At 69.0% G+C, this 18,999-nt stretch carries 18 protein-coding genes and 1 pseudogene; 10 read left to right on the forward strand and 9 right to left on the reverse strand.

The genetic code is table 11. The annotated features are described in order from the left end of the window. Positions 1-19 precede the first annotated feature (19 nt). Positions 20-1,096 (forward strand): metallophosphoesterase, encoded by a 1,077-nt coding sequence (locus tag ACZ4UU_RS41700; protein ID WP_471908653.1) that lies wholly within the window; start codon positions 20-22, stop codon positions 1,094-1,096. A 193-nt stretch (positions 1,097-1,289) separates the two neighbouring features. Beyond that, positions 1,290-2,159 (forward strand): hypothetical protein, encoded by an 870-nt coding sequence (locus ACZ4UU_RS41705; RefSeq protein ID WP_471908654.1) that lies wholly within the window; start codon positions 1,290-1,292, stop codon positions 2,157-2,159. 150 nt (positions 2,160-2,309) lie between these two features. Here ACZ4UU_RS41705 and ACZ4UU_RS41710 read toward each other — a convergent pair whose 3' ends face one another. Both ACZ4UU_RS41710 and thiC read right to left on the reverse strand, forming a co-directional pair. Further along, positions 2,310-3,413, reverse strand: coding sequence for an NUDIX hydrolase (locus ACZ4UU_RS41710; RefSeq protein WP_471908655.1), 1,104 nt, complete (start codon positions 3,411-3,413; stop codon positions 2,310-2,312). Positions 3,414-3,547: 134 nt separating this feature from the next. Beyond that, positions 3,548-5,332, reverse strand: coding sequence for a phosphomethylpyrimidine synthase ThiC (gene thiC, locus ACZ4UU_RS41715; protein WP_471908656.1), 1,785 nt, complete (start codon positions 5,330-5,332; stop codon positions 3,548-3,550). A 475-nt stretch (positions 5,333-5,807) separates the two neighbouring features. Between thiC and ACZ4UU_RS41720 the strand changes: the two genes are divergently transcribed. Beyond that, positions 5,808-7,427, forward strand: coding sequence for a YibE/F family protein (locus ACZ4UU_RS41720; protein WP_471908657.1), 1,620 nt, complete (start codon positions 5,808-5,810; stop codon positions 7,425-7,427). Positions 7,428-7,588: 161 nt separating this feature from the next. On the opposite strand, the gene ACZ4UU_RS41725 is transcribed toward ACZ4UU_RS41720, so the two are convergent. From ACZ4UU_RS41725 to ACZ4UU_RS41740, 4 genes are all read right to left on the reverse strand, one after another. After that, complete coding sequence (locus ACZ4UU_RS41725; protein ID WP_030048438.1) at positions 7,589-8,026, reverse strand: SsgA family sporulation/cell division regulator; 438 nt, start codon at positions 8,024-8,026, stop codon at positions 7,589-7,591. Positions 8,027-8,123: 97 nt separating this feature from the next. After that, positions 8,124-8,984 carry an IclR family transcriptional regulator gene (locus tag ACZ4UU_RS41730; RefSeq protein WP_471908658.1) on the reverse strand — a complete coding sequence of 287 codons (861 nt, stop codon included), beginning with the start codon at positions 8,982-8,984 and terminating at the stop codon, positions 8,124-8,126. Positions 8,985-9,189: 205 nt separating this feature from the next. Next, a complete protein-coding gene (locus ACZ4UU_RS41735) occupies positions 9,190-9,402 on the reverse strand; it encodes a DUF5326 family protein (RefSeq protein WP_030048440.1) in 213 nt (70 codons plus the stop codon). A 190-nt stretch (positions 9,403-9,592) separates the two neighbouring features. After that, positions 9,593-9,910, reverse strand: coding sequence for a cupin domain-containing protein (locus ACZ4UU_RS41740; protein WP_062721140.1), 318 nt, complete (start codon positions 9,908-9,910; stop codon positions 9,593-9,595). A 60-nt stretch (positions 9,911-9,970) separates the two neighbouring features. On the opposite strand from ACZ4UU_RS41740, the gene ACZ4UU_RS41745 reads away from it, so the two are divergent. The 5 genes from ACZ4UU_RS41745 to ACZ4UU_RS41765 all read left to right on the forward strand — a co-directional run bounded on the left by ACZ4UU_RS41745 (position 9,971) and on the right by ACZ4UU_RS41765 (position 13,745). Next, complete coding sequence (locus tag ACZ4UU_RS41745; protein WP_471908659.1) at positions 9,971-10,348, forward strand: phage holin family protein; 378 nt, start codon at positions 9,971-9,973, stop codon at positions 10,346-10,348. A 7-nt stretch (positions 10,349-10,355) separates the two neighbouring features. Then, on the forward strand, positions 10,356-10,847 hold the full coding sequence (locus ACZ4UU_RS41750; RefSeq protein WP_471908660.1) for a low molecular weight protein-tyrosine-phosphatase: 492 nt from the start codon (positions 10,356-10,358) through the stop codon (positions 10,845-10,847). Then, complete coding sequence (locus tag ACZ4UU_RS41755; protein ID WP_471908661.1) at positions 10,844-11,998, forward strand: cystathionine gamma-lyase; 1,155 nt, start codon at positions 10,844-10,846, stop codon at positions 11,996-11,998. Before ACZ4UU_RS41750 ends, ACZ4UU_RS41755 begins: the two co-directional genes overlap by 4 nt. A gap of 199 nt (positions 11,999-12,197) precedes the next feature. Then, on the forward strand, positions 12,198-13,103 hold the full coding sequence (locus ACZ4UU_RS41760; RefSeq protein WP_471908662.1) for a LysR family transcriptional regulator: 906 nt from the start codon (positions 12,198-12,200) through the stop codon (positions 13,101-13,103). 159 nt (positions 13,104-13,262) lie between these two features. Next, a complete protein-coding gene (locus ACZ4UU_RS41765; protein WP_471908663.1) occupies positions 13,263-13,745 on the forward strand; it encodes an NUDIX domain-containing protein in 483 nt (160 codons plus the stop codon). Between the two features lie 55 nt (positions 13,746-13,800). On the opposite strand, the gene ACZ4UU_RS41770 is transcribed toward ACZ4UU_RS41765, so the two are convergent. Next, on the reverse strand, positions 13,801-15,387 hold the full coding sequence (locus tag ACZ4UU_RS41770; RefSeq protein WP_471908664.1) for a globin domain-containing protein: 1,587 nt from the start codon (positions 15,385-15,387) through the stop codon (positions 13,801-13,803). Positions 15,388-16,041: 654 nt separating this feature from the next. Here ACZ4UU_RS41770 and ACZ4UU_RS41775 point away from each other — a divergent pair. After that, on the forward strand, positions 16,042-16,908 hold the full coding sequence (locus tag ACZ4UU_RS41775; RefSeq protein ID WP_471908665.1) for a GNAT family N-acetyltransferase: 867 nt from the start codon (positions 16,042-16,044) through the stop codon (positions 16,906-16,908). Between the two features lie 117 nt (positions 16,909-17,025). Here ACZ4UU_RS41775 and ACZ4UU_RS41780 read toward each other — a convergent pair whose 3' ends face one another. Next, a complete protein-coding gene (locus ACZ4UU_RS41780; protein WP_471908666.1) occupies positions 17,026-17,448 on the reverse strand; it encodes a GlcG/HbpS family heme-binding protein in 423 nt (140 codons plus the stop codon). A gap of 93 nt (positions 17,449-17,541) precedes the next feature. Next, positions 17,542-18,753 carry an MFS transporter gene (locus ACZ4UU_RS41785; protein WP_471908667.1) on the reverse strand — a complete coding sequence of 404 codons (1,212 nt, stop codon included), beginning with the start codon at positions 18,751-18,753 and terminating at the stop codon, positions 17,542-17,544. A gap of 142 nt (positions 18,754-18,895) precedes the next feature. Between ACZ4UU_RS41785 and ACZ4UU_RS41790 the strand changes: the two are divergent. After that, positions 18,896-18,999 (forward strand): annotated as a pseudogene (locus tag ACZ4UU_RS41790) (MarR family transcriptional regulator); the annotation flags it as partial.

Consider the following 18,999-nt stretch of genomic DNA (forward strand, 5'->3'; position numbering starts at 1 on the left):
GCGATGGTGGAGGGGTCTGATGACTCAGGGGGCCGGTCAGGGACCCGAGGTGGAGCGGACGGCGACGTTGCGCGACTTCCGGGTGCCCGCTTACGTGCACGAGACCGGTCCGTACGCCCACAGCACACACACGGGCGAGGTCGCCCCGCCCGCCGACGAGGCCTACCCGGAGGGGTACACGCCCACCCAGCGGGACCTGCCCGTGATCAATCGCGGCGACACGGTCCAGGTGCACGTCGACCCCGCCTCCCTGCCGGCCCCGCAGCCGGTGGACGGTCCCGGCCCGCTGTTCGTCGTCGGCGATGTGCACGGCTACCTCGACGAGCTGGTGGCCGCCCTCCAGGAGAAGGGCCTCATCGACGCGGCGGCGAACTGGTGCGCCGGCACCGCCCGCCTGTGGTTCCTCGGCGACTTCACCGACCGCGGCCCCGACGGCATCGGCGTCATCGACCTCGTGATGCGGCTGTCCGCGGAGGCCGCCGCGGCCGGCGGGTACTGCAAAGCACTGATGGGCAACCACGAGCTGCTGCTGATCGGCGCCAAGCGCTTCGGCGACACGCCCGTCAACTCCGGTGCGGGCACCGCCACCTTCCAGGCCGCGTGGTTGCTCAACGGCGGCCAGAAGACCGACATGGACCGCCTCCAGGACCACCACCTGCAGTGGATGTCCCGGCTGGACGCCATGGAAGAGGTCGACGGTCACCTGCTCGTGCACTCGGACACCACCGCCTATCTCGACTACGGCGACTCGATCGAGGCCGTCAACGACACCGTCCGCGAGACACTCACGCGCAACGACGCCGACGAGGTCTGGGATCTCTTCCGCAAGTTCACCAAGCGCTTCTCCTTCCGCGACGAGGGCGGCGCCGACCATGTGCGCTCCCTGCTCGATACGTACGGCGGCACCCGCATCGTTCACGGCCACAGCCCCATTCCGTATCTGAAGGGCGAGGTCGGCTCCGAGGAGGGCGAGGACAGCGGCGGGCCCCTGGTCGAGGGACCGCACGTCTACGCCGAACGCCTCGCCATCGCGATGGACGGCGGCGTGACCATGGCCGGAAAGCTGCTGGTCCAGCAACTTCCCCTGGATATCTGAGCGTTCACGGGGCAGACGCCCCCTCATAGCGCAGTGACGGAAGACGGCGCAGGCCAGGGCCCAATTTTGGCAAACCCCCTGTCACCGTGTGCCGTCACCGCTCTACCATCGGCTTATCCGTAGCAGGCTCCCCTCCGTTTCTGCCCGACGGCTCGTTGGCATGCGAGCCCCAAGCCCTACGGAGCATCGGGGGATGCACATGAACAGCGTTCCGCAGCACCTGCACAGCGAGGACCGCCAGGAATACGAGCGGATCCTCGATGAGGCGCTGCGCTCCGCACCACACCGCCCGGAACTGGCCGCTGTCGGACAGCGGCTCAACCCCGAACAGCTGCGCACCATGGCGCTGAACGCCACCGCACTCATCACGGCGGCCGCGGCGACCGAGTACCAGCACTATGTGAAGGTCCGCGAGGAACTGCGCCAGCCGACGCCGTCCACCCCGTCGTCCGCCCGCGAGTCCGGCTCCTCCGAGTCGGGCACGGGCGCGATGGGGCTCGCCACCACCGTCGGAGAAGTCGCCGAGACGGCCGGGCCCGGCGTGGTCGCCGTGCTCGCCGTCCTGGCACCCGTCCTCGCCGGCACCGCCGCGGCGATCTTCCTGCTCGTCGGTTACATCCTGAAGATGTTCGACCCCGAGCCGGCGTTCGCCCAGACGATGCTCACCACCGGATGGGTGTTCGGCGCCGTCGCGGCGGCCGCGATCCTGGTCGCCGCCGTCGGACTCCTGCTCACCGCCCTGCGCAATCGGCCGGCGTTCGACGGCGGCCCGTACGGCGAACTGAGCGAGGAGGTCACCCGAGCCCAGGAAGCCTGGCGCGAGGCCCTGCTGGAGCGCGGCATCCTGCCCTTCCTCCGGGAGGCACTCGCCGACCCCGGCACGGCCTCGGTCCTGCACCGCACGCCACCGTCGACGCCGGCCGGCCGCATCCCGAACCTCGGCTACGACCGCCCGGGCTTCAGCAGCCCGGACGACGGCGCCTCCCGTGGCTCACGGCCGAGCTACACCAGCCCGGACTACACGAGCCCGGACTTCGGAGGGCCGGAACACCAGCCGGAGTGACGTCGGCCGAAAATGCCCTCGGCTTGCGCCCCCGTCTTGGGGAGCGCAAGCGCGAGAGCGGACACGCCGGGGCAGCAGCCGCGCGGATGTGGCCTGCGATGAACCGGAGGTTGCGGTCGACTATGCCCTGGGGCGTGGCCTTGCCCGGTGCTACAGGCGCCGTAGGCACTGCGCTTCCACGCGTTCCACGAGCGTCCTGCTGAAGGCATGCACCAGGGACAGATGGAACAGAGCCGGAGCCAGGGGAGCCCACCGATGGACCCGGTCCTCACGCAGCAGGTACTTGACCACGGTGGCCGGCCGGAAGGGCACGTACTCGATGGTCTCGTGCTCCCACCGGTCCGCGACGCCCCGGCTCATCCGCGCCTGGAGATCGGAGCTCTTCAGGTCCTTGAGCCTGGCGTGGAAGTGTCCGCTCCAGTGGCGTTTGTGGACGTCCAGCACGAACGCCAGTAGTTCGAGGGTGTACTCGTGCGGCTCCAGGGCCAGTTCCTCCCGCATGCCGCGGCGGGCCACCGCGTGCAGATCCGGTGCGCTTCTGCCGGAGGAGTCGATGTGCCGCGACAGGCCCTCGTTGACGGAGGAGTTCCATACGCCCGGCGCCATGCGCACCCGGTCGCTGCGTCGGCTGACCACCAGCATGTCGTCGGCGGTGACGACCGCGACGTTGACGGCGAAGCTGCACTGGAGGAAGTCCGGTGCCTGGAGCGGCTTCTCCGGATCCAGGTAGCGGGAGCGGGGAGTCGTGCCGTCGGGCAGCCGACGGTCGAGTTGCTGAGCGGCCAGGAACGTGTGGTAATCCGTCGGCCGCAACCGCAGATGTACTTCGGGTGACTCCTCAAGGGCGGTACGTGAGATGTCGACCGACTCGACCGCGTACCGAGGCCCGTTCCACAGCGGGGTACGCCCCTCGGCCCTCAGCCGCTCGCTCTCCTCGGCGATCTCCGCACGCCACCCGGCCATGTCCGACGGCAACTCCACCTCACCGTCCAGCACATGGATGTACACCGCTTCCGGAGGTATCGGCTTGTCGCCGTCTCCCTCGACGATCAGCGCGGACGTCTGCAGCGGCCCGAGCGAGAACGTACTCCAGGCAGGACCGGATTCCTCCTTGCGCCGCATGCTGCGCAGCGCACTGGCCGACCGCCTTCGCAACCGGTACCAGCCGTTCTGCAGGGGCTGCTGGAACAGCACCGCGAACAGCATGCCGATGAAGGCGCCGACCACTCCGTTGGTGACATCGATCCCACTCACACGAGAAACCCTAAGGATCTTGATCAGGCGGAGCGGCGTCGTGCCCGTTCCGTTACGGGCGGCCGCCTTGCCGCGTGCGGCGGGCAGGGGTGACGCGGTGTGCGTGCCCTTCCCCCTGCCCGGCCGTCACGCGCTCAGTCCGCCATCGGCAGGTACACGCGGTTGCCCGCCGCCGCGAACTCCTTCGACTTCTGAGCCATGCCCTCCTCGATCTCCTGCTGGGACCCGCCGTGTTGGCGGCGGATGTCCTGGGAGATCTTCATCGAGCAGAACTTCGGCCCGCACATCGAGCAGAAGTGAGCCGTCTTGGCGGGCTCGGCCGGCAGCGTCTCGTCGTGGAACTCCCGTGCCGTGTCCGGGTCGAGCGCCAGGTTGAACTGGTCCTCCCAGCGGAACTCGAAGCGGGCGTCGGACAGCGCGTCGTCCCACTCCTGCGCGCCTGGGTGCCCCTTGGCGAGATCGGCCGCGTGGGCGGCGATCTTGTAGGTGATGACACCGGTCTTGACGTCGTCCCGGTTGGGCAGGCCCAGGTGCTCCTTGGGCGTGACGTAGCAGAGCATGGCCGTGCCCCACCAGGCGATCATCGCGGCACCGATGCCGGAGGTGATGTGGTCGTACGCCGGAGCGACGTCGGTCGTCAGCGGGCCGAGCGTATAGAACGGAGCTTCATCGCAGATCTCCTGCTGAAGGTCGATGTTCTCCTTGATCTTGTGCATCGGGACGTGTCCCGGGCCCTCGATCATGGTCTGTACGTTGAAACGCTTGGCGATCGTGTTGAGTTCCCCGAGCGTCCGCAACTCCGCGAACTGTGCCTCGTCGTTGGCGTCCGCGATCGAACCGGGCCGAAGGCCGTCGCCGAGCGAGTACGTGACGTCGTACGCGGCGAGGATCTCGCAGAGTTCCTCGAAGTTCTCGTACAGGAAGCTCTCCTTGTGGTGCGCCAGGCACCACGCCGCCATGATCGAGCCGCCGCGCGAGACGATGCCGGTCTTGCGGTTGGCGGTGAGCGGGACATACGGCAGGCGCACGCCCGCGTGGACGGTCATGTAGTCCACGCCCTGCTCGGCCTGTTCGATGACCGTGTCCTTGTAGATCTCCCAGGTCAGCTCCTCGGCGCGGCCGTCGACCTTCTCCAGCGCCTGGTAGAGCGGCACCGTGCCAATGGGGACGGGGGAGTTGCGCAGCACCCACTCGCGGGTCGTGTGGATGTTGCGGCCGGTCGACAGGTCCATGACCGTGTCGGCGCCCCAGCGGGTCGCCCAGGTCATCTTCTCGACCTCCTCCTCGATGGAGGAGGTGACCGCGGAGTTGCCGATGTTGGCGTTGACCTTCACCAGGAACCGCTTGCCGATGATCATCGGCTCGATCTCCGGGTGGTTGACGTTCGCGGGCAGCACGGCCCGTCCCGCGGCGATCTCCTCGCGGACCACTTCGGGGGAGACGCTCTCCCGGATGGCGACGTACTCCATCTCCGGGGTGATCTCACCGCGGCGGGCGTAGGCGAGCTGTGTCACCGCCTTGCCGTCACGGCCGCGCCGGGGCTGGCGCGGACGTCCGGGGAAGACCGCGTCGAGGTTGCGCAGGCCGCCACGCGGCGAGGTGTGCTTGATCCCGTCGTCCTCGGGACGGACGGGACGGCCCGCGTACTCCTCGGTGTCGCCGCGGGCGATGATCCAGTTCTCCCGCAGCGGGGGCAGCCCCCTGCGGACGTCGGTGTCGGCGAGTGGATCGGTGTACGGGCCGGAGGTGTCGTACAGCGTGACGGACTGCCCGTTGGTGAGGTGCACCTGGCGGACCGGCACCCGCAGATCGGGGCGTGAGCCCTCGACATACGCCTTGTGCCAGCCGATGGACTTCCCGGCCTCCTCGGACTTGTCGTCCTGAACGGAGGCAGGCGTGCTCGCGTCCTTGATGGTCATGAGACCTACTCCCTACGCCGGCATTACCCGGTAACAGGTTCGGCGGTCGACGCAGCGGCTTCCGTCTGCCGACGTTTCGTGTGAAACATCACTCGCGATGGGTGATGTTTCATGTGAAACATCGCTGGGACGGAGGTCAGCGCCCTCTCAGCCCGGTGCTCCGAGCTCCCGCGTGTACAAAGGTGGCACCACGCTAGCGTCAATTCGGGCGCGGTGAACAGAGGGCCCCGGTCGTTCTTGCGATGATCGGTCGGTGACCACGACGCATGAACCTCCGTACCCACCGCCCGAGCCGCGGCGCGGCTCCGGCTCCGGAATCGGCCCCATGCGGGGCAACGGCCGTATGGACGGCCGGGGTTCGGGCGTGCCCGGAGGCAGATTCGACGGTGAGTACGGCCGTGCTTCCGGAGGCGGCCACGATGATCACGCGGCTGGAACCGGGGGGTGGCACGAACACGGCACCGGGCCCGGTGGGATGGGTGAGCGCGAAGGCGGGGCCGGTGACTGGCAGGAGCGCGGGGCCGGGCGGGATGGGATGCCCGCGCAGGGGGGCCGCGTCGGTGACCGGCAGGAGCGCGGGCCCGGGTCCGGCAGTCCGTACGACCACGGTGCCCATGCCGGTGGCTCGGCGGGTCAGGGGCAGGCGCACGGTCCGGGCGACCGGTCCGGCCACGATGCCGGCGGCGGCCATGGTCACGGCTCCGGATCCGGCGGGCGGCCGGGAGGTGGTGGCGGGGGCGACGGCCATGGCCACGGGCACTCGCACAGTCACGCCCACGGCCCGGCGGCACCCGTGTCCCGGCATCTGCGCAAGGTCATCGCGGCGATCCTGATCCCGTTCGCCGCGGCGGTGGTGGTGGGGCTCGCGGTGCTGTGGCCGGGCGGTGCCCCACCGCACGAGCGCACCGGGGTCGGCTTCGACCGGCAGACCCAGCAGGCCACGGTCACCAAGGTGGTCGAGCTGAGCTGCAAGGAGGTCAACGCCTCTGGGGTGCCCCCGACCGGCGACACCTCCACCGCCGAGGGTTCCTCCGCCGTGCAGCAGGAGAGCGGAACCTGCAAGAAGGCGACGATCCGCGTCGACACGGGCCAGGACAAGGGCCGTACGTTCACGGAGATCGTGCAGCCCGACCAGTCACGCCAGTTGCACGAGGGCCAGGAGGTCGTGGTCGCGTACGAGCCCTCGGCGCCGAAGGATCTTCAGTACTCGGTCACCGACGTGAACCGCAAGTTCCCGATGGCGCTGCTCGCCGGAATCTTCGCGCTCGCGGTCGTGGTGGTGGGACGGATGCGCGGTGTCATGGCGCTGGTCGCCCTGGCCATCAGTTTCCTGGTGCTGACCTTCTTCATCCTGCCGGCGATCCTTCAGGGCTCGAACCCGCTGGTCGTCGCGGTGGTGGGGGCGAGCGCCATCATGCTGATCGCCCTCTACCTGTGCCACGGCCTGTCGGCCCGCACCTCCGTGGCGGTGCTCGGCACGCTGCTCTCGCTGCTGCTGATCGGTTTCCTCGGCTCGGGCTTCATCGACTGGGCCGCGCTCACGGGCAACACCGACGACAACACCGGACTGATCCACGGGCTCTATCCGTCGATCGACATGAGCGGTCTGCTGCTCGCCGGCGTCATCATCGGTTCGCTCGGTGTCCTCGACGACGTGACGGTCACCCAGACGTCCGCGGTCTGGGAGCTGCACGAGGCCAACCCGACGATGGGCTGGCGCGGGCTGTACCGGGCGGGTATCCGCATCGGCCGCGACCACATCGCGTCCGTCGTCAACACCCTCGTCCTGGCTTACGCGGGTGCCGCGCTGCCGCTGCTGCTGCTCTTCTCGATCGCGCAGAGCGGTGTGGGGACGGTCGCCAACAGTGAGCTGGTGGCGGAGGAGATCGTGCGCACACTGGTGGGCTCCATCGGCCTGGTCGCGTCGGTGCCGGTCACTACGGCCCTCGCGGCCCTGGTCGTCTCGGCCGACCGTCCGGAGAAGGAGACTGCGTCGGCGGGCACCCAGCCGGCTCCGGCCGGGGCGTCGTCGGCTTCGGCCGGCGCACAGTCGGCTTCGGGGCGCGGTGGACGGGGGCGTCGGCGGAAGCGGTGACGAGCGAAGGCTCCCAGCCCGTCCGGCGACGCGGCGATCGCTCCGCCCGTCCGGCGGAGCGTGAAGCACACCCGGCGTGAGGAAGCGCTCCCACGCGCCCCTTGCGCCCCTTGCGCCCGCTGAAGCGTTACGCCACTCCCGCCCCGGGCTGCCGTAACGCTTCAGCCCGCGCTCTGCTCTTCCGCCAGGATGCGGTCCAGGGCCTCGTCGAGGTGGGCGTCGAAGTCGGCGAGCGCGCCCTCCTGGCCGAGCGGCACCAGCTTGTCGGTGCGATCGAGGAAGGCCACGAGCGGCGCCACCGAGGAGCGGAACAGTGCCTGGTCGGCACCGACCTGAAGGCGGATCAACACATCGCCCAGCGTCTCGGAACCGGCCGGCGAGACCCGTACATCTCCCTCCCCGCACGGTCTGCCCACCCCGTCGACCAGCAGTTCCCGGCCGAATGCCCAGGTCACCGGGGCATCGCCGGGCAGGTGGAAGGTCAGCCGTACGGCATAGGGATCACAGGTCTCGTAGCGCAACTCCACCGGGATGCGGAAGGAGAGCTCCTCGGACACGAGAAAGCTCATCATGACCTCTGCCTCTACGGACTCGCGCATCGCCTACCCCGTCGGTTGCCGTCGACTGGCCGGGACCGGAGCCCGACACTGGTGGAATCTTGCTGAACGTACACGAGAGATCACAAGGAGTGAGTTTTCAGATACTGATAGAGATCGCGAGTGACCCCAGCAGCCGCCCGATCTCGTCCTGCAGTTGCCGAGCCGCGGACAGCAGTCGGTCGGCCTGATGGGCGGGCAGGGAAATGGCCATCGTCGCGGCCGTGGTGCCGACCGTGATCGGAACCGCCGCGCACACCGTGCCCAGCGCGTACTCCTGACGCTCGGTCACCGGCTCCATCCGACGGGTGCGTTCGAGGCGTCGCAGCAGGGTGCGGCTGTCTCGCACGGTGTACGGGGTGATGGCCTGCACGGGATGGCGGTCGAGGTGATCGCGGCGGGCTTCGTCGTCGAGCTGGGACAGCAGGCACTGACCGATGGCGTGCGCATGGCCGGTCTCCCGGAAGTCGGCCCATTCCTCCACCGCGGGATTGCCCGGGGTGTCCGAGACGCACATGACCTCGATCTCGCCGTCACGGTACTGGGCGTAGTAAACGGGGACACCGATGACATCACGCCATTGAGCGAGCGCGTCGGCAACCGTGCTGCGACGTTTCTGCTGGGCCGCGCTGCTGCTCAGCCGTACAGCTGCCTCGCCGAGGAAGAACAGCCCTTTGTCACGGCGCAGATAGCCCTCGTGCACCAGGGTGCGCAACAGGTGGTAAGCGGTGGGCAGCGCCAGGCCCGTCTCGCGGGCGAGTTGCTTGGCGGGGGCGCCGTACTCGTGCTCGGCGACGCATTCCAGCAGGCGCATCGCACGCTGGACGGATCCGATGAGCGTCGCGGACTGCGGCTGCTCGGTGGAGGGCGAGGAAGCCTGCCGCGGTACCTGGGGCACAGCGGAACGCGGTCGCCCGAGGGGTGGGTGGGGGTCTGAAGGTGCGGTGTCAACCGTGGCCATGGGTCACTCCCGGAGCGCGAGGGGGGAGCCCGTGCGGGGAACACGGGTGGGGTGCACGCCGCTCGCGGGGGCGTCCCCCCGCGTCGATTTCCGGACTCTATTCGTCGGCCACCGCTCGCCGACGCCCTGCCCGGGAAACTTCCCCCGCCCGAGGGAACCGGTGATTCCTGTTACCGCCCACCGGTCCCCAAGACCCTCATGGACCTCACCAGTCGCTGCGTGACGAGGAGCTCGACGTGAACTTCCGTACGACGTAGATCAGTCCACCGACCAGTGCCACGAAGACCAGCACCTTGAAGAGCAGTCCGATGACGAATCCGACGACGCTGGCTATCAGCCCGCCGAACACGACCAGGGCGATGACGGGCACCGCGATCCACTTAACCCACCACGGCAGTCCTGCGAAGATCTCACGCATCGCCCTCGTCCTTACCTCTCCGCCCGTCTCTGTGCCGGGTTCTGATCCTTCGAATCCGCCGACTCGAGTCCATCGAGTCGAATCCGCTGATTCCCTGCCCTCGATGCTAGGTCCGGCAGGTGCCCCGGCGGGGGCCTCGCAGCCCTTGTCCTCCCCTGATCGATCCCCTAGGGAACCCCGAGGCCTCGGGTCAGCTCTCGGGTGGAGAGAACACCACGAGCACCCTCAGGTCCTCGCTGATGTGGTGGAACTTGTGGGCGACTCCGGCCGGAACGTACACCACGCTGCCGCGCGCCACCTGTGTGGTCTCCATTCCGACCGTGATGTGGGCGCGGCCGCTCACAACGAAGTAGACCTCGTCCTGGTTGTGCGGCTTCTGTGGATCGTGCTCTCCGGCATTGAGCGCGTACAGACCCACCGACATATTGCGCTCCCGCAGAAACTGCAGGTAGGCGCCCTCGTTGGCGGCGCGCTCCGCCTCCAGTTCGTCCAGCCGGAAAGCCTTCATCGCTCTTGTCCGCCCTCGTCCCCGTGCTCATGGCCGATTTCGTCTGCCACGATCAGACACATGAAGAATTTCGTAGTCAAGACGATCGCCAACGCGGGTGCCCTGGCGGTCGCCGTCTGGCTGATAGACAAGATCACCCTCACCGGTGACAGCACGGGCAAGAAGATCGGCACCCTGCTCCTCGTCGCGCTGATCTTCGGCCTGGTGAACTTCGTGGTCAAGCCGATCGTGAAGCTCCTGAGCCTCCCGCTGCTCATCCTGACGCTCGGCCTGTTCACCCTGGTCGTCAACGCGCTGATGCTGCTGCTGACCTCGTGGCTCGCCGACAGGTTCGATCTGAGCTTCCATGTCGAGGGCTTCTGGACGGCTGTGCTCGGTGGCCTGATCATCTCGATCGTCTCCTGGGCGCTGCATGTCGTCATGCCCGACGGGGACTGAGCATCCGATGACCTACCGCGTCTGCTTCGTCTGCACCGGCAACATCTGCCGCTCTCCGATGGCCGAGTCCGTCTTCCGCGCCCGCGTGGCGGAGGCCGGGCTCGACGGACGGGTGGAGGTCGACAGCGCCGGCACCGGTGGCTGGCACGAGGGCGACACGGCCGATCCGCGAACCGTCTCCGTCCTCGAGGAGAACGGTTACGACAGCGGCCACACGGCCCGGCAGTTCCAGACGTCCTGGTTCGAGCGCGTCGACCTCGTGATCGCGCTCGACACCGGCCATCTCAAGGCCCTGCGCCGCCTCGCACCCACGGCGGAGGACGCGGCGAAGGTACGGCTGCTGCGTTCGTACGACCCCGCCGCGGGTGACGACCTCGATGTGCCCGACCCGTACTACGGGGGCCTGGACGGGTTCGAGGAGTGTCTTGAGATGGTGGAGGCGGCAAGTACGGGCCTCCTCACGGCGGTCCGCGAACAGGTGGAGGGACAGGCGGCATGAGCGGTACGGAGGACCAGGGGCGGGCGCCGGGCATCGGAGACGGCACGCGCGCGGTGCGGGCCGGGCTGCCCGAGCCGGTGGCGTACGAGCCGACCCTGCCGGGCCCGGTCTTCGCCGCCCACTTCCACCTGCCGGGCGAGCCCACGGGGCCGTACACCTACGGCCGGGACGAGAACCCGACCTGGACGCATCTGGAGCGCGCCATCGGCGAGCTGGAGGCGCCGGGGGAGGACGGCGTCGAGACGCTGGTCTTCGCGTCGGGCATGGCCGCCACGTCGTCGGTGTTGTTCTCGCAGCTGCGGGCGGGGGACGCGGTCGTGCTGCCCAGCGACGGCTACCAGGCGCTGCCCCTGGTGCGCGCGCAACTGGAGGCGTACGGCATCGAGGTACGCACGGCGCCGACCGGCGGGGACGCCCAGCTCGGCGTCCTGGACGGCGCGAAGCTGCTGTGGATCGAGACACCGTCCAACCCCGGCCTCGACGTGTGCGACATCCGGCGGCTCGTCGAGGCGGCACACGCGCGTGGTGCCCGCGTCGCCGTCGACAACACGCTCGCGACGCCGCTCGGGCAGCGCCCGCTGGAACTCGGCGCCGACTTCTCGGTGGCCAGCGGCACCAAGCAGCTGACGGGACATGGCGACGTGCTGCTGGGATACGTCAGCGGTCGCGACGCCGAGGCCATGGCTGCCGTACGGCGCTGGCGCAAGATCGTCGGGGCGATTCCGGGGCCCATGGAGGCCTGGCTCGCGCACCGTTCCCTCGCCACGCTCCAGCTGCGGGTGGAGCGGCAGAACGCCACCGCCCTCGCGCTCGCCGAGGCGCTGCGGGACCGGCCGGAGGCGCTCGGGGTTCGTTATCCGGGGCTGCCGGGCGACCCTTCGCACAAGATCGCCGCGCAGCAGATGCGGCGCCATGGCTGCGTGGTGTCCTTCACGTTGCCCACGCGCGCCCGTGCCGAGCGTTTCCTTGAGGCGCTGCGGCTGGTCGACGACGCGACCAGCTTCGGTGGGGTGCGCTCCACGGCCGAGCGGCGCGGACGCTGGGGCGGCGACGCCGTGCCGGAGGGCTTCATCCGTATGTCCGTCGGTGCCGAGGATCCCGAGGACCTGGTGGCGGATGTGCTGCGTGCGCTGGACGAATCGGATCGGTGACCGCGGAGTACGGGCGGTCCGAACCTCCCCCCTCGTGGCTCGGACCGCCCTCGGTTCCGCGCGCGAAGAACCGCGCGAACAAGGCTAGTTGACTCTCTGTCAGTGTCCAATCACAGTAGCGACAGCGACCTATCGACATATTTATAGTTGGGCCCTGCCCTGAGGGTGGGGAGAAGGGCGGGGAAGGGGAGGGTGTGGCATGGATCTGGCCTTGTTGCGCACTTTTGTGACCGTGCACCGGGCCGGCTCCTTCACCCGCGCCGCCGCGTTGCTCGGGCTGTCGCAGCCTGCCGTGACCTCGCAGATCCGCACCCTGGAACGGCAGCTGGGCCGCCCCCTGTTCCTGCGGCAGGCCCGCGGCGTGACGCCCACGACCATCGGCGACGAACTCGCGCACAAGGCAGCCCCGCATCTCGACGCCCTGGTGGAGATCACCGAGACCGGCCTCGACGACGAGTCGTCCTTACGCACGCTGCACCTCGCCGGTCCTCCTGAGTTCACCGCCGAGCGGGCGCTGCCCGCGCTCACCGAACTGACCGGCGAGGACGGACAGGGCTTCGCGCTGCGCGCGTCCTTCGGCAATGCCGAGGAGACTCTGGAAGGGCTGGCCGCCGGGCATCACGATCTGGCCATCACCACGGCCCGTCCGCGGGGCGCCCTGCTCACGGCGACTCCGCTCTGCGACGAGGAGCACGTCCTCGTGGCCGCCCCCCGCTGGAAGGAACGGATCGGCTCGGCGACGCTGCGCAGCAAGGGGGCGCATGCGCTGGAGGACATCCCGGTGGTCGAGGTGCACGAGTCCTTGCCCTTCGTCTCACGCTACTGGGCTTCGGTCTACGACTCCCGTCCCGCCGCCCCCGGCACCGTGATCGTTCCCGACCTGCGCGCGGTCCTCGCCTGTGCGGTCGCGGGGGCGGGGCTTGCGGTGCTGCCCCGCTATCTGTGCGCGGCCGCCCTGGAGCGCGGTGATGTCGTCCCCCTGCACGATCCGCCGGTGCCACCGCTGCGGACGTACTTCCTGGTGGCCCGCACCGGGACGCTCGCGATGCCACACATCGCACGGGCCCATGAGTGGCTGCTGCGGGCTGCTGCCGACTGGGCCTGAACAGTGCCTGCCGACCGAGCCCGAGCAGTGACTTCGCCCAGGCCTGATCAGGGCCTTTCAACCGGGCCTCACCATGCCTTCCATGGCCGTCACACCAAGAGATCGACCAGTGACGTCTCGCGATGTTTCACGTGGAACCAGCCGGGCCACATTTCCTCCATGACCGTCCGACCCGTGGTCAAGCGCACCGCCCGCGCCGTTCTGCTGGACGGTGACGACCTGATCCTGATCAAGCGCACCAAGCCCGGCATGGATCCTTACTGGCTCACCCCCGGTGGCGGGGTCGAGCCGACGGACACGACTGTCGTCGACGCCCTGCATCGAGAGGTGTACGAGGAGCTCGGCGCCAAGATCACCGATGTGGTGCCCTGCTTCGTCGACACCGTCGAGCACATCGGCGAGGACGGCGGAGCGACCGGCGTGAAGGTGCAGCACTTCTTCGTCTGCCACCTCGAGTCCATGGACCCGTCCTTGCGGCATGGACCCGAGGTGGACGAACCGCTCGGTGAGTACGAGATCGTGCGGGTGCCGTTCACCCGGGTCGGGATCGCGTCCGTCCATCTCGTACCGCTGTCGCTGCGGCACTACCTCGACGGGAACATCGAGGGTGTCCGCGCCATGCACGCCCCTGACTTGGGCTGATACCGACCGTCGGTTCGCCCTCGACACCATCGGCTTCGCCCTCGACGACGTCCGGTCAGTCCCCGGTGACGACGACTTCCTCCACCGAGTCATGCCGTATGCGCTCGGACGGGATGCCGACGCCTCGCAGTGCGTCCACGCCGCTGCGGATCATGCCGGGCGGTCCAGACACATAGGCGTCGGTCTCGGCCCAGGGCCCGTACTCGCGTATGGCGTCGGGGAGCTGCAGTAGTCCGTGCCGGTCGACCACGGGGCGGACCGCCAGCCAAGGATGGGACTGCTGGAGCCTGAGCATCGTGTCGATGTCGTACAGGTCCTGGTCGGTGCGGGCACCGTAGAAGACCTCGACTGTTCGCCGTTCGCCGTGCTCGGCGACGTCCTCGACCAGCGCCTTGATGGGTGCAATGCCGGTGCCTCCGCCCAGGCAGAGCAGGCCGCTGTCGCTGGTGTGGTCCACGGTCATCGAACCGGAAGGCGGGCCGAGCCGGACGATGTCGCCCGGCCGGGCGCGATGCACCAGCGCGTTGGAGACCCAGCCCGCGGGCACCGCCTTCACATGGAACGTCAGCAGTCCGTCCGAGCGGGGCGCCGAGGCGAAGGAGTAGTGCCGCCAGATCCGGGGCCACCAGGGCGTCTCAAGGCTCGTGTACTGCCCGGCGAGAAAGGGGTAGGGCTGGTCGGGGCGGACGGTGATGACCGCGACGTCGGCGGTTCTCAGGTCGTGTGCGACGACCTCCGCGTACCACCAGGCGGGGGCGCGTAGTTCATCTGCCGCCGCCGCGTCGATCATGACCTGCGAGATCGTCGTGTACGTCCGGACCCAGGCGGCCTCCGTCTCCCCGCCCCAGACGCCGGTGGCGTACTTGCTGAGCGCGCCGATGAGGCACTCGCCGACGGCTGGGTAGTGCTCGGCCCGGGTCCCGTACTTGCGATGGCCGCGGCCCAGGTTCTGAAGGTAGTCGACGAGAACCGGGGTGTTGTCGATGTGCTCGGCCGCGGTGAGCAGCGCCTTCAGCAGCCGGTCGCGCTGGGTGTCCATCGCGGCAGGGAACAGGGAGCGCAGATCGGGGTGGCGTACGAAGAGCAGCGCGTAGAAGTAGGAGGTGACCTTGTCGGCCACGGGCCCGATCTCTGCCATCGTCCGGCGGATCAGGATGGCGTCGGGGGAGGCGGTGGGTGCCGTTGCCGGGCGCTGGGGCGGCACGCGTACGTGTGGGGCGGGCGGGGCGAGGGAGGTGAGGCTTGATGCCTCCGGCCGTGGCGCACCGGGCGATATATGGCTCGGGGCGGGTGTGCCGAGGGGTGATATCGCCGCCGGTGTCTCCCGCTCCGAGGTCTGGGGTCCAGTGGGCGGTGGGGTGGCGGAGAAGGAGCCGGCGTCCGCCGGAGTGGGGCCTGCCGGAGTGACCGTCGTGGTGGACTCTGCGCCGTCCTGGGGCGGCGATGTCGGGTCATCGGCTGTCGTGGTCCTGCCCACCGGGCGCATCGCCGCCAGGCGGCTGCCCTCGGCCGTCTCCTGTTCGCTGCCCGAAGCCGTCGCCGGCTGCTTGCGCGGCGTGAACCAGCCGTCCCCGCCGCCGGAAGTGCCGTTGTCAGCCGGCGTGGTGGTCGGAGCGTCCATGGTGTGCCTCGCCTCGAACATCTTTCGATCGGTCTGCGCACTTCCTCGATCGGAAGGTGCCTGCTTCCCCCGCGACGGCTTGCATTCCCCGTTCGTTGCCACAACCAATACGGCGACATTCAACCAGTATTCACACCCGGTACGGACAAGTAAGGTGAGAGTGTGATATCGGCCGCAGCACTCTCACCGCAGCATCCCATCGCGTGTGGACGCTCGGCCGCATAACCGAGAACGCGGGTCTTCGATCTCTCCGCCCCGATAGGCTGCATTGCCTTGCGCTCGGTCGCCGCTGTGAGCCTCGATCACAGCTCGGACACGAACCGGAGTCGACCATACCGGCAGCCACGCCGATCACAAGTCCCCCCTTCCTTCCTCACGAATGGGTCGAAGGGCGAACGCGACGCAATTCCTTCAATTACCGGCGGCTGGGCACCAATTCATGGGCTTCCCACAGATCCATCACCATGGAACAGCGGGTTGCATACACCTCAGACGCGAGGGTCTCCGATTCCAGGCCGAGTTGCCGTGATGACGTCCCACGTTCGCCCGTGTTTCACGTGAAACACCCGACGTCCATCGGCGCGCAACGCAGTGGACCATGACATGGCCAAAAGCTCGTACGTCTCCCCGGAAACCGCTGGACGACCAGTGCAGTCGTCAGACAGCCTGACCTGCGTGCCGACTCCTTCCCTCGCCGCTCTGCCCATCCGTCGTCTGTCGCCTCGCGACCTCACCGCCTGCGCCGACTTGTCCGAGGATCGGGGCTGGCCCCGTGAGGAACACAAGTGGAGCTTCCTTCTGACAGCCGGGAAGGGCTACGGGATCGACGACCCCGCCGGCGGACTCGTCAGCGCCTGCGTCATCACGGAGTACGGACCGCGGGACCACCCCGACCTGGCGGCCATCGGCATGGTCCTGGTCGCCGAGCGCCACGCCCGCCAGGGCATCGGACGCCGCTTGATGCAGCACGTCATTTCCGCGATGGGCACGACACCGCTGACGTTGCACGCGACGCCGTACGGACGACCGCTCTACGAAGAACTCGGCTTCAAGGCCACCGGCCGAGCGGAGATGCTCCTGGGGACCTTCACGCCCGGCACCTGGAAGTCTCCGGTCGCCACGCGTGCGGCCACCGCCGAGGATCTCAGCGCGATTCTCCGCCTCGACGAGGAGGTGTTCGGCGCCGATCGCACGCACATCATCACGCGGCTGCCCGCTTTCCTCGACCAGCTGCGAGTCGCCGAGGAGAACGGCCGGATCATCGGCTACGCGGGAGCCTGGCCCAACATGGCGACGCAGGTCGTGGGACCGCTGATCGCTCGCGACACGGAGACCGCCAAGGCACTCGTCGCCTCCCTCGCCGCCCAGACAGACCGACCACTGCGCACAGATGTCGACGTGCGTCATGAGGAACTGCTGACCTGGGCGAAGGAACACGGCTTGGCCTCTGTCGCCTTCAACTCGGTCATGACGTCCGGTCTCTCGGAACTCCCCGGCGACTGGACCCGGCGATTCGCTCCCCTGACGGTTGCAGCGGGCTGACGTCCTCGGCTGCCGGACTGCGGCACACGTGGGAAACGCCGGTCCCCCGTCGGGGGCCGGCGTTTCGGCATCGACGCGGCGGGGTGCTGGTCGAGCGGGCGACACGGAGATGTGCCGTCAGGCGAGTGTCTCGATCGCGGCGGTCGCGAACTCGTGGTCCTGGTGCGGTGCGCCGCCGCCCACCCCGATCGCTCCGATCAGCCGGCCGTCCCGATGGATCGGCGCACCGCCCGCGATGAAGAGCAGCGGCCGGTCGAGCGCGGTGGGCAGGGTGTGGAAGGGGCCTCCTGGCTGTACGGCGTCGACGAGATCGGCGGTGGGGGCGTCGAGCTGGAGTGCCGTGTAGGCCTTGCGCGTGCTGGTCTCCCCGGAGATCAGCACGGCTCGGTCGTCCCGCCGGAAGGCGAGCAGCTGGCCTCCGGCGTCCAGAATCGTGACGCTGACCGCCACCCCGGCGGCCTCGGCCGCCCGGTGGGCGGCCTCGACGAGGACGTCGGCGTCCTGGGTGGTCAAGGGGGCGACGGCGGGGGTGGTGCTCACAGGATTTCTCCTTGCGTGTGGTGGTGCCGAGGTGGACTGTCACGGGCCCGGATGTGCGGGGGCGGCCCGGACCCCGCACTCGGGTCGGACGGATCAGTGGTGGACGACGGCTCGCTGCTCGACGGGTGCGGCACCCGTGACGACGGTGCCGGAAGAGGCTTCGGCGCGACGCTCCAGCGCGGCCGAGAGGATGGCGAGCAGCAGCGCGGTCGCGGCGAGGGCGGCGCCCACCCAGTTGGGGGACGTGTAGCCGAACCCGGCCGCGATGACCATGCCGCCGAGCCAGGCGGAGAGGGCGTTGCCGAGGTTGAAGGCGCCGATGTTCACGGCCGAGGCGAGGGTCGGAGCGCCGTGCGCCTGGTCGAGGACCCGCTTCTGCAGCGGGGGCACGGTGGCGAACCCCAGAGCGCCGATCAGCGTGATGGTGACGGCGGCGAGGACCTTGTTGTGGGCCGTGAGTGTGAAGAGCGCGAGCACGACGGCGAGGGCGCCCAGGGAGACGTAGAGCAGGGGCATCAGGGCGCGGTCGGCGTACTTGCCGCCGACGAGGTTGCCGCCGACCATGCCGAGCCCGAACAGGACCAGCAGCCAGGTGACGGATCCGTCGGCGAAGCCGGCGACATGGGTCATCATCGGCGCGATGTAGGTGATGGCCGCGAAGACGCCGCCGAAGCCGAGGACCGTCATCGCCATGGCGAGCAGGACCTGGGCGTTCTTGAACGCGGCCAGTTCGTGGCGCAGGCGTACGCCCTGCTGCTTGGGCATGTCGGGGACCAGCTTGGCGATTCCGGCGAGGCCGACGAGCCCGAGGGCGGCGACGATGCCGAAGGTGACCCGCCAGCCCGCCGCCTGTCCGACGAACGTTCCCAGCGGGACGCCGACGACGTTGGCCACCGTCAGGCCGGTGAACATCATCGCGATGGCTCCGGCCTTCTTGTCCGGGGCGACCAGATCGGCCGCGACGACGGAGCCGATGCCGAAGAAGGCGCCGTGGGCGAGCGAGGCGACCACGCGGCCGATCAGCATGACGGAGAAGGCGGGGGCGAGAGCGGACAGCACATTGCCGACGATGAAGAGTCCCATCAGCAGCATCAGCATCCGCTTGCGGGAGATCTTGGTGCCGAGCACGGTCATCAAAGGGGCGCCGAGGACCACGCCGAGCGCGTAGCCGGTCACCAGAAAACCGGCGGTGGGGATGGAGACCCCGAAGTCGCCCGCGACCTCGGGCAGCAAACCCATGATCACGAACTCGGTCGTTCCGATTCCGAAGGCCCCGATCGCGAGGGCCAGAAGCGCGAGAGGCATGAAGGGGTACACCTTCCCAGAAGATTGCAGGAGCGCTTTACATTCGAGGACAATACTTGCAGACGCGTCATACTTGCAAGCGCAGGCTATTGCGGCCTTGCTCTACTCTGGCCTCAGCCGCTCCGGGACGGAGGAATACGCCATGACAGCGACGGACCCCGCGCTCACCGCCCTCGCGCAGGGCTGGTGCGCTCTCTCCCTGCTGCACGGGAGGATCGAGGCGCACATCGAGCGCGCCCTCCAGGC

Source organism: Streptomyces sp. NPDC028907 (assembly GCF_055564995.1).